Here is an 8,711-nt window from a genome sequence, read left to right on the forward strand (position 1 = left end):
AGGGCTAGGCCGCTGGTATACCCACGGGCCAATCGGGTTGATCACTCGCCCGTTTATCAAAAAAGCCTGAAGCCCTTCCCGCCAGCAGCTTTCTGCTCTGGCGGGCAATCTCCAAACCACATCAATAACGGAGGTATAACTATGCGCACCACAGGGATCTGGGCACTTGCCCTTACCACACTGATTGGCGCACAGGGCGCGATCGCCGCCGATTTGCCAGGAAAAGGTATTTCGGTACAACCGATACAGAGCACCATCTCCGAGGAGACCTTCCAGACGCTGCTGGTCAGCAAGGCACTGGAAAAGCTCGGTTATGACGTGAAAGAACCGCGTGAAGTGGACTACAACGTGGCCTACACTTCCATCGCCGCTGGGGACGCCACTTTTCTGGCGGTGAACTGGGATCAACTGCACGCCGATCAATACCGGGCGGTAGGAGGCGATAAAAAATTCTATCGCGAAGGAGCTTACGTCAGCGGTGCTGCTCAGGGTTACCTGATCGACAAAAAAACCGCCGAGCAGTATCACATCACCAACGTTGAGCAGCTAAAAGATCCGAAAATTGCCAAGCTGTTTGATACCAACGGTGACGGCAAGGCCGACTTGACCGGCTGTACCCCGGGCTGGGGCTGTGAAACGGTGATTAATCACCATATCGAAGCCTATGGCTTGGGCAAAACAGTGGAGCACAATCAGGGCAACTACGCCGCCATGATCTCCGATACCATCACCCGCTTCAAAGAAGGCAAACCGGTGCTGTATTACACCTGGACGCCGTACTGGGTCAGCGATGTCATGGTGCCAGGGCGGGACGTTGTCTGGTTGCAGGTGCCGTTCTCTTCCCTGCCGGGCGAGCTGAAAGATGTCGATACCAAGCTGCCAAACGGGGCCAACTATGGCTTCCCGGTCAACACCATGCATATTGCCGCCAATAAGCAGTGGGCGCAGGCCAACCCTGCCGCCGCCAAGCTTTTTGCCATCATGAAACTGCCGATTGCCGACGTCAACGCGCAGAACCTGCGGATGCATGCAGGCCAGGCTTCCGAAGCCGACATCCAAAACCATGTCAATGGCTGGATCAAGGCTCATCAGGCCACGTTTGACGGTTGGGTGAAAACCGCCGCCGAGGCCGCCAAGTCATAACGCCCCTCACCCCAACCCTCTCCCACAGGGAGAGGGAGCTGTTAGCCCCTGCTCTTTTGCCAAAAAAGGGATAATCTCAGCAAACCCGATTGTCCCCTCATCCAAGGTAAATCACCCAATTTTCATACTCACTTGAACGATCCCCTCTCACAGAAAGTGGGAACTGTTAGCCCCTGCTCTTTTGCCAAAAAAGGGATAATCTCAGCAAACCCGATTGTCCCCTCATCCAAGGTAAATCACCCAATTTTCATACTCACTCAAACGATCCCCTCTCACAGGACTAGACCACATCACCCCTGATCTTTTGCCAAAAAAGGGATAATCGCAGCAAACCCAATTGTCCCCTCATCCAAGGTAAATCACCGAATATTCAAACCCACTCGATCGGTTCCCTCTCCCTGTGGGAGAGGGTTAGGGTGAGGGGCCCGTTTTCATTGCTAAACTGACCGACATTATTCCTGCGGCATACTGATAAAAATTATACATTGCCTTAATATTCTGTTGTGTCTGATACTTCGATCACAGATTTCCATTATTGAAGACCTATGAACCAACCAACCGAACACCCGGGCCTTAGCCCTGCACTGACGCTACTGATCGCAATGGCCACCGGCCTGGCGGTTGCCAGCAACTACTACGCCCAGCCGCTGCTGGAAACCATCGCACAAAACTTTAATCTATCGGTTAACCAGGCCGGATTTATCGTCACCGCGGCCCAGCTAGGCTATGCGGTTGGCCTGCTGTTTCTGGTACCGCTGGGCGATATGTTTGAGCGCCGTGGGCTGATCGTCTTTATGACGCTGCTAGCCGCCGGGGGCATGCTGATCACCGCGTCTTCCAGCACCTTATCGATGATGATCCTCGGTACGGCTCTCACCGGCCTGTTCTCGGTGGTGGCCCAGCTTTTAGTGCCACTGGCTGCCACCTTGGCGCACCCGGCAAAACGCGGTAAAACCGTCGGCGTGATCATGAGCGGCCTGCTGCTCGGTATTCTGCTGGCACGAACCGTCGCCGGTGCTTTGGCGGCCCTCGGCGGCTGGCGTACCATCTACTGGGTGGCCAGCGTGTTGATGATCCTGATGGCCCTGCTGCTGTGGCGCGCCTTGCCACGCTATAAACAGCATTCCGGCCTGAATTACCCGCAGTTGCTGAAATCCATCTTTTCCCTGTTTTGCTTCACCCCATTGCTGCGTACCCGCGCGATCATCGGCGCGTTGTCGTTTGCCAACTTCAGCGTGCTGTGGACCTCAATGGCTTTCCTGCTGGCTTCCCCACCTTTCAGCTATTCCGAAGGCGTGATTGGGCTATTTGGCCTGGTGGGTGCTGCTGGCGCGCTGGCAGCCTCACGCGCCGGTCATCTGGCCGATAAGGGTAAAGCGGGGTTGACCACCAGCGTTGGGCTGGTACTGCTGTTGCTGTCATGGATCCCGATTGCGTTGGCACCGTACTCTCTCTGGGCACTGATTATCGGCATCCTGGTGCTGGATCTGGCGGTACAAGGGGTCCATGTCACCAACCAAAGCGTGATTTACCGCATCATGCCAGAGGCGCGTAATCGCCTTACCGCCGGTTACATGACCAGCTATTTTATTGGGGGGGCCGTGGGTTCAGTACTTTCCGCTGCCGCTTATCAACATGCCGGCTGGAACGGCGTAGCGGCAATTGGTGGCGTGCTGTGCGTACTGAATCTGCTGACCTGGTGGCGTGGCAAGCGCCATGACCCACAGGGACCAGCCACCATCTAATTAGCAAGAAAATAATAACCCTGGAAATTTATTAGGCCGCAGGGTGTAAAAATTACTTACACTCTGGTAATATTGTCGCGGTAAATTATTGGCGACCTATACACCCTGCGCCCCGGACCACCATGATTGACCTTACTCAGGTAAGTTTTTCTTCTATCCCCCTCCGCAGGATGCCGTAGACCCCCGAACAGTAACATAAACAAACCTTACCTATCTCAGCCTGCGGAACGGCAGAATTTGTGCCTTCAATCACAAGATCTTAGGATCTGTGGCGTTAAGCATTTACAAACAACTTACAAATGACACGAATTGCTAAATTATTCCCCTTGCTGAAGATTTACATTATTAATCACCATCGTTACTATACCGAACGAAATTAATGAGGCACTAAATTATGGAAAGCTCGTTTACCCCCATAGAGCAAATGCTGAATTTCCGCGCCAAACGTCAGAAGGACTTCCCATATCAGGAAATCCTGCTGACCCGCCTGTGCATGCATATGCAAGGCAAGCTGTTGGAAAATCGCAATAAGATGCTGAAAGCACAGGGAATCAACGAAACCTTGTTTATGGCTCTCATTACGCTGGATGCGCAGGAAAACCACAGCATTCAGCCTTCTGAGCTAAGCTCGGCCCTAGGTTCGTCACGCACCAATGCCACCCGCATTGCTGATGAACTAGAGAAACGCGGGTGGATTGAGCGCCGGGAAAGCGAACACGATCGCCGCTGCCTGCATCTGCATATGACCCAGGCTGGGGAAGCGTTTCTCGAACAATTGCTGCCACCGCAGCATAAATGTCTGCACTTTCTGTGGTCTACGCTGAATGACGAGGAGCAGCAACAGCTTGAAATGCTGACGCGCAAATTGTTGACCCGCTTGGATCAGATGGAAGTTTCAGAACAGTTATCCCAATAATTCCTGTTCAGGTAATCACTTTATGCGATCCCCGTTAAACTGGAGATTCACCCCGCTGTTCGCCGTTCTGTTGCTGGCGGGGTGCGCATCTACCGATAATATTGCCCCGCAATCCAAGATGATGGATCCGCAACAGCTGCAGCTTGCCCAGCCGAAAGTCAGCTCGCTTGCCATCAGCCCGCAATGGTGGCGCACGCTTAACGATCCCCAGCTTGATAGCCTGATGACCCAGACGCTGCAAAACTCGCCTTCGCTGCAACAGGCGGGCGCTCGCGTGCGTGAAGCCCAAAGCGTGGCGGGGGAAGCCAGTGCCGCCAACGGCCCCAACCTGGATCTGAATGCCAGCATCAACCGTCAGCGTGTGGCGCAAAACACCAACCTGGGCTTTGGCTACCTGCCCCACCCGGTGTATGAGTCCTCTAACTCCCTGGGCCTGAATCTGGCCTATGAGTTTGACTGGTGGGGCAAATATCGCAATCAGGTCAATGCGGCAAAAGCGCAGATCGATGCAGCTCGTGCCGAGCAAGCGCAGGCCGCTCTGACGCTGACCAGTTCGGTAGCTTCAGCCTATTACCAGTTACAGGCGAATTACGCGCTGGAAAATGTGCTGCAACAAGAGGTGGATAATAATCAACGCCTGGCCGACCTGCGCCAAAAGCAATATAAAGCCGGGATCTACGGCGTGGAAATCCCGCAACAGACCCAGGCACAAGCAGACAGTGCCAAGCAGCAGATCATCCAGCTGCAGTCACAGATTGAACAACTCAAACACCAGTTGGCTGCCCTAGCCGGTCTTGGCCCGAATGCGATGCAGTCTCTGCATCCGGTGGTCATGCCAAGCGAAGAACAGTTAGCCCCCAAAGGCGAACTCACCGCAGAGTTACTGGGTAAACGCCCGGACATCGTGGCACAGCGTCAACTGGTAGAGTCCTATAACCAACGGGTCAGTGCGGCACGCAAAGAGTTCTACCCTAGCCTGTCGATCTCGGCCTTTGCAGGCTTGACCACCACCAACGTCGGCGGCACCAGCCCGAATCTGTTTGAAGCCGCCAGCCAGGCGTGGGGCGTGGTTCCAGCCATTTCCCTGCCTATCTTCCATGCCGGTGCGCTACGCAGCAAGCTGGGTGAAGAGTCTGCGCTCTACGATCAGGCGGTGGGTTCCTATAACCAAACGCTCGTCAATGCGTTACAGGAAACGGCCGACGCCATCACCATTCAACAGAGCAGTAGCCAACAGTTGCTGCAGGCAACCTCTGCCTCCCAATCCATGCAGGATGTGTACCGGGTCGCCAACGCCAAATACCAGGCAGGGATTATTGGGCGTGATGAACTGTTGACCAGCCAGACGCAGCTATTACAGCAGCAACAGGCACAACTGAATGCCAGCAGCAACTTGATGCAGGCGAAGATAGCATTGGTACGCGCGTTGGGGGGTGGCTATCAGGCCCCGGCGGCAGCGGAACCTAAAGCATAATTTTAGAGCGTGGAGAATACCATGAGTGCAAGCGCGGAAACTCAAACCCCGCAGCAACCGGCTGGCAAAAAACGGCAGCGTAAATTCTGGCTGCTGCTGTTGACGTTTATTTTTGTGGTTATTGGGGTGGCCTATTTAGTCTATTGGTTCCTGGTGCTGCGTCATCACCAAGAAACCGACGATGCCTACGTGGCCGGTAATCAGGTGCAGATCATGGCCCAGGTTTCCGGTAGCGTGAACAGCGTTACCTTCGATAACACCGACTTTGTCCGCAAAGGCGATGTGCTGTTAACGCTGGATCCTACCGACGCCGAACAGGCGTTTGAGCGGGCCAAAACCGCGCTGGCCAACAGCGTGCGCCAAACGCACCAACTGGTGATCAACGGTAAGCAGTATCAGGCTAACATTGCGCTGCGCAAATCCGAACTGAGCAAGGTAGAAAACGATCTCAAGCGCCGTGTCGTGCTGGGTAACGCCGATGCCATTGGCCGCGAAGAGCTGCAACATGCCCGTGACGCGGTAGACAATGCCAAAGCGGCACTGGAAGTCGCGGTACAGCAATATAATGCCAATCAGGCGATGGTGCTGAATACGCCGCTGGATCAACAGCCCGCAGTGCTGCAGGCCGGCGCACAGATGCGCGACGTCTGGATGGCTCTGCAGCGTACCCGCATCGTCAGCCCAATCACCGGCTTCGTTTCACGCCGCAGCGTTCAGGTGGGGGCGCAGATCTCCCCAGGGACGCCTCTGCTGGCCGTAGTGGCACCGGATCATGTCTGGGTGGATGCCAACTTTAAAGAAACGCAGATCGCCAATATGCGTATCGGCCAAGAGGCCACCGTGGTTAGTGACCTTTACGGTAACGACGTGGTGTTCAAGGGTAAGGTCGTGGGTATCGATATGGGTACCGGCAGCGCGTTCTCACTGCTGCCTGCACAGAACGCTACCGGCAACTGGATCAAAGTCGTGCAACGTTTACCGGTGCGCATCGAACTGGATCCACAGCAGGTTGCCAAGCATCCTCTGCGTATCGGTCTTTCTACGCTGGTCAAAGTCGATACCACCAATCTGGACGGCCTGGTGCTCTCCGATACGGTACGTCAAAAACCGCTGTTTGAAACCAGCGCGCTGACGCTGGATCTGGCACCGGTGAATCAGATGATCGCCGATGTGATCCATGCAAACGCCGGTTAAGCGAGCGGGAGGCTACCTTGGCACAGAAACCGCTTGAAGGTGCCCAGCTCGCCTGGATGACGGTCGCGCTCGCCATGGCGACCTTTATGCAGGTGCTGGACTCCACCATTGCCAACGTGGCGATACCGACCATTTCGGGTAACCTCGGGTCTTCCAACTCGCAGGGCACCTGGGTGATCACCTCGTTTGGGGTGGCCAACGCCATCTCCATTCCGATCACCGGCTGGTTGGCGAAACGCGTGGGTGAAGTTCGCCTGTTCCTGTGGTCCACGGCGCTGTTTGCCCTGGCCTCCTGGCTGTGCGGTATCTCCAACAGTCTGGGCATGCTGATCTTCTTCCGCGTGATCCAGGGCATCGTCGCCGGGCCATTGATCCCGTTGTCGCAGAGCTTGTTGCTGAATAACTATCCCCCCGCCAAGCGTTCGATGGCCCTGGCGCTATGGTCGATGACCGTGATCGTCGCGCCGATTTTCGGGCCGATCCTGGGCGGTTATATCAGCGATAACTATCACTGGGGCTGGATCTTCTTCATCAACATCCCGATCGGGCTGTTCGTGATCCTGGTCGCCATGTCGACGTTAAAAGGCCGGGAGACCAAAACCGAGATCAAACCTATTGATACCGTCGGGCTGGTACTGCTGGTGGTTGGTATCGGTGCTCTGCAGATCATGCTCGATCAGGGCAAAGAGCTGGACTGGTTCAACTCGACCGAGATCGTTGTCCTGACCGTCGTGGCCGTGGTGGCGTTGGTGTTCCTGGTGGTGTGGGAGCTGACGGACGATCACCCGGTGGTGGATTTATCGCTGTTTAAATCACGCAACTTTACTATCGGCTGCCTGTGTATCAGCTTGGCCTACATGCTGTATTTTGGGGCGATCGTGCTGTTGCCTCAGCTGCTACAGGAGGTATATGGCTACACCGCCACCTGGGCCGGCTTGGCATCTGCGCCGATCGGGCTGCTGCCGGTGATCTTGTCACCGATTATCGGCCGCTTCGGTCATCGGCTGGATATGCGCCGCTTAGTCACCTTCAGCTTCATCATGTATGCCGTGTGCTTCTACTGGCGCGCCTACACGTTTGAACCGGGGATGGATTTTGGCGCTTCCGCGTGGCCGCAGTTCTTCCAGGGCTTTGCGATTGCCTGCTTCTTTATGCCGCTGACAACCATTACCCTGTCTGGGTTGCCGCCGGATCGCATAGCAGCAGCATCGAGCCTGTCGAACTTTACCCGTACCTTGGCAGGTTCTATCGGCACCTCGATCACCACCACGCTGTGGACCAGCCGGGAGGCGATGCATCACTCGCAACTGAGCGAGTTTGTGAATCCGTTCAACCCGCAGTCGCAGGAGATGTACAGCAAACTCGAGCAGCTAGGCATGAGCAAGCAGCAGGCTTCGGCGTATATCGCCAACGAGATCACCGCGCAGGGGCTGATCATCTCGGCCAACGAGATATTCTGGCTATCGGCGGGGGTGTTCCTGATATTGCTGGCGCTGGTCTGGTTCGCCAAACCGCCGTTCAGTTCCGGGGGCGGTGGGGGCGGAGCCCATTGATCGAGCTACAAACAAAACGGGCGCCCATATCAGAGGCGCCCGTTTTTTATATAGCGTAAAGCATTACGCCTGGTTCTGACGCCACCAATCAGCCAACAGAATACCGGTAGCTACCGAGACGTTCAGGCTTTCTACTTTGCCAGTCCCGCCGATAGACACGCTCATATCACCCTGTTGCCAAGCGCTGTCACTCAGGCCATCACGTTCCTGGCCCAACACCAGCACCATCTTGGTTGGCAGTTTAGCCTGCGCCAACGGCGTGCCTTTATGGCTAGACGTGGTGACAATGGTGTAACCCGCTTTGCGGAACGTATCTAGCACAGAGAGGAAATCATCGGCATTGATAGCCTTGATGTGTTCCGCCCCGCCTTCAGCCGTACGCACTGCCGCACCAGATTCCAGCACCGCTGGATCCTGTAGCAATACACCGTTCACGCCAAAGTGCGCACAGGAACGAACGATCGCCCCCAAGTTGTGTGGGTTGCCCACTTCTTCCAGCGCCAGCACGCAATCTTTGGCCGGTGCATTCTGCAGGTAAGCCTGCGCATCCAGACCTTGGCGCTTTTTAATCAGGAAGCACACGCCGCCGTGATGTTCGGTACCGGACGCTTTGGCCAGTTCCTCTTCATCCACCACATGGTAAGCCTTGCGGTTAGCCGCCATCCAACGCAGCGCCTCACGGAAAC

General features: G+C 55.6%; 7 protein-coding genes. 6 read left to right on the forward strand and 1 reads right to left on the reverse strand.

Features of this window, described 5'->3' with window-relative positions:
• Positions 1 to 141 precede the first annotated feature (141 nt).
• The 6 genes from proX (at position 142) to emrB (ending at position 8,025) form a co-directional block, all read left to right on the forward strand.
• A complete protein-coding gene (proX, locus tag ACLQ7H_RS07390) occupies positions 142 to 1,143 on the forward strand; it encodes a glycine betaine/L-proline ABC transporter substrate-binding protein ProX (protein WP_411752104.1) in 1,002 nt (333 codons plus the stop codon).
• A gap of 545 nt (positions 1,144 to 1,688) precedes the next feature.
• On the forward strand, positions 1,689 to 2,888 hold the full coding sequence (locus ACLQ7H_RS07395) for an MFS transporter (RefSeq protein ID WP_411752105.1): 1,200 nt from the start codon (positions 1,689 to 1,691) through the stop codon (positions 2,886 to 2,888).
• Positions 2,889 to 3,282: 394 nt separating this feature from the next.
• The gene (gene mprA, locus ACLQ7H_RS07400; RefSeq protein WP_411752106.1) at positions 3,283 to 3,804 is read left to right on the forward strand and encodes a transcriptional repressor MprA; all 522 of its coding nucleotides are present in this window, start codon (positions 3,283 to 3,285) and stop codon (positions 3,802 to 3,804) included.
• Positions 3,805 to 3,826: 22 nt separating this feature from the next.
• Positions 3,827 to 5,278, forward strand: a complete 1,452-nt coding sequence (locus ACLQ7H_RS07405) for an efflux transporter outer membrane subunit (RefSeq protein WP_411752107.1) — start codon at positions 3,827 to 3,829, stop codon at positions 5,276 to 5,278.
• 21 nt (positions 5,279 to 5,299) lie between these two features.
• Positions 5,300 to 6,472 (forward strand): multidrug efflux MFS transporter periplasmic adaptor subunit EmrA, encoded by a 1,173-nt coding sequence (emrA, locus tag ACLQ7H_RS07410; protein WP_411752108.1) that lies wholly within the window; start codon positions 5,300 to 5,302, stop codon positions 6,470 to 6,472.
• Between the two features lie 17 nt (positions 6,473 to 6,489).
• Positions 6,490 to 8,025, forward strand: coding sequence for a multidrug efflux MFS transporter permease subunit EmrB (gene emrB / locus ACLQ7H_RS07415; protein WP_411752109.1), 1,536 nt, complete (start codon positions 6,490 to 6,492; stop codon positions 8,023 to 8,025).
• A gap of 63 nt (positions 8,026 to 8,088) precedes the next feature.
• Here emrB and ACLQ7H_RS07420 read toward each other — a convergent pair.
• Positions 8,089 to 8,711 (reverse strand): tRNA/rRNA methyltransferase (locus ACLQ7H_RS07420; RefSeq protein WP_411752110.1); only part of this gene is annotated, 623 nt, incomplete at its 5' end.

The organism is Serratia sp. (in: enterobacteria), assembly GCF_046715635.1.
Lineage (GTDB): Bacteria > Pseudomonadota > Gammaproteobacteria > Enterobacterales > Enterobacteriaceae > Chania.

What these genes read in the sequence shown, in the direction of transcription:
- proX (WP_411752104.1), top strand. Translation starts at nt 142, where the DNA reads ATGCGCACCACAGGGATCTGGGCACTTGCCCTTACCACACTGATTGGC.
- ACLQ7H_RS07395 (WP_411752105.1), top strand. Translation starts at nt 1,689, where the DNA reads ATGAACCAACCAACCGAACACCCGGGCCTTAGCCCTGCACTGACGCTA.
- mprA (WP_411752106.1), top strand. Translation starts at nt 3,283, where the DNA reads ATGGAAAGCTCGTTTACCCCCATAGAGCAAATGCTGAATTTCCGCGCC.
- ACLQ7H_RS07405 (WP_411752107.1), top strand. Translation starts at nt 3,827, where the DNA reads ATGCGATCCCCGTTAAACTGGAGATTCACCCCGCTGTTCGCCGTTCTG.
- emrA (WP_411752108.1), top strand. Translation starts at nt 5,300, where the DNA reads ATGAGTGCAAGCGCGGAAACTCAAACCCCGCAGCAACCGGCTGGCAAA.